The following is a 2,157-nucleotide window of genomic DNA, read 5'->3' on the forward strand; positions in this document are numbered from 1 at the left end:
GTTGTTGAAGTAGTTGTAGGCTCTTCAGTTGTAGTTGTTGAAGTAGTTGTAGGCTCTTCAGTTGTAGTTGTTGAAGTAGTTGTAGGCTCTTCAGTTGTAGTTGTAGTCGAAGTTGAAGATGTAGTCGGTTCTTCAGTTGTAGTTGTTGTTGAAGTAGTTGTGGTTTCTTCAGTTGTAGTTGTAGTGGTTGTAGTTGTTGTAGAAGTAATTTCTTCCTTCGGATTCACAATCGTTTTGGTCACTGAATGGTCTGCTCCAAAATCTTCAACATTAACCACAGTATCAGCTTCTTTGATGATATGACCTGAAGGGGCTTCAATTTCAGTTAAGATATATTTATCTTTTAACAGTTTACCAACGGCAATATTACCATTTTCGTCTGATTCAAACTCACCGATAACTTGATTATTAGCTTGACGAACAACTCTAAACTTAGCACCTTTAAGTGGTTGGTTAGCATCATCGACTTTATGAATATTGATTGAGTAAACATAGCCAACACCAGCACCTCCAGCAATTTGAACGGCAGCAGCATTAGTTACATTTTTGGTTTCAATACCTAGACCTTTAAGAGTTGCTTCATTTTTCAAGACCTCTCCGTCGGCTGGATCATAATTTAAACGAACATTATAAGAAATACGATATTGGTCATTTTCAGTAACATCACCTAAATCGATAACAAATGATTGACCATCTTCGCTAATTGTAATCTTATGTTGGTCTGTTACATCAACTCTATCAGAGAATACCCATTCGCCAGTATCATAAGAGAATTTACCTTTAATAATTTTAATGCTATCTTTTTCGTATGAAGCATTCGTAAATTGTAAGTGATCTTCGAGTGTGGCATTCTTAATATTTTGCTTTGTACGATTGACGGAAATCGTGTATTGGACTTCCCTTTGGTCCCCTGCGTTTACCCAACTAGTCTTTGTTAGAAGTCTAGGATTTCCATCACCTATACCAGTAAATGAAACTTTACCAGCAACTTTTGTTTCTTTGTTAATGGTGATTTCTACTGGAACCTCACCTTTTTGAGGGTGTTTTTTGAAATCGATACGAGCGTAAAAGAAGAATGATCCGCTGGTATCTGAGTGTTTTTCAACATAATCCGTATAGGTAATTGTAATGGATTTATTATCTGGGCTTACCTCAGCATTTGCGATAACTTCCTTCGTATTTATATCAAGAATTTGAAACGAAGTGTTAGTAATCATCAAAGCATCTGGAACAGTAACTACAGTTGAATCACCTGCTTTAACATTTTTTCCAGACAAATCATAATCAGCGTTGATACGGAAGGTTGCCCACTGTTGCAAGTCCCAGTCGAGAACACCTCCTTCGTTATTTGATACTTTAATATTTTGGATTGTATCAACAAATTTTCCAGATACTGAAACCTCAGGAGTTTCTGCAGAGATTTTATTCAAACTAAATACGAAAATAGTTGTCAATACAAAGATCAAAAATGAGAAAATACTAAACTTTTTCTTTTTGTTCATCATATACATCCTTCTTATAAATTTAAGATAGTTTATAAATATAACATAAAGTAGCGTCAATTACTAACTGAAAGACGAGTTAGTAATATAGGTTAATTTTATAGACAAACCTTAACCAAGCCTCCTCCTAGTCTAACACTAAACTTTTCCTATAACGTGAATTATATCACAAATAAAACAAAGTATCAACCCAAAATATGTTTGTATATTATAAAATCATATCAAAATATAGTATAAATTGATGAGATGAGCTATATATCCAAATTTAATAGAGATGCATATATTAGAGTGGAGAAAATAATTTTGAAGTTTATTTTAAAGAGTTAAGGATTAGAAAAAGGATTTACCTCTAAATTAGAAGTAAATCCTTTTAAAACCTTTTGTCAAACTTTAAGATAAATTAGTAAGTTAAAATACAGACTGCTAGTTATTAGACATTTTACGTTTCATTACAATAGCACCTGATAGGACAAGTACTCCTGTGAATACTAGGCCAGTTGCTACGACTTCACCTGTACTTGGGAGAAGGACTTTGCGTCCGCCACTGTTACCATCTCCATTTCCACCAGGGTTTCCTGGTGTAGTAGTAGTTGTGGTTGCATCTTCACTTACTGTAGTAGTTGTTGTGGTTGTATCTTCACTTACTGTAGTAGTT

At 34.3% G+C, this 2,157-nt stretch carries 2 protein-coding genes; both read right to left on the reverse strand.

Annotated features, from left to right (window positions below; genetic code table 11):
* A partial coding sequence (locus tag L0M85_RS09670; RefSeq protein ID WP_238656932.1) for an Ig-like domain-containing protein occupies positions 1-1,502 on the reverse strand: 1,502 nt, incomplete at its 3' end.
* Positions 1,503-1,925: 423 nt separating this feature from the next.
* Positions 1,926-2,157: LPXTG cell wall anchor domain-containing protein (locus tag L0M85_RS09675; protein ID WP_238656931.1), on the reverse strand; the 232-nt coding region annotated here is incomplete at its 5' end.

This window comes from Streptococcus sp. DFI.7.26 (assembly GCF_022240605.1).
Classification (GTDB): Bacteria; Bacillota; Bacilli; order Lactobacillales; family Streptococcaceae; genus Streptococcus; species Streptococcus xiaochunlingii.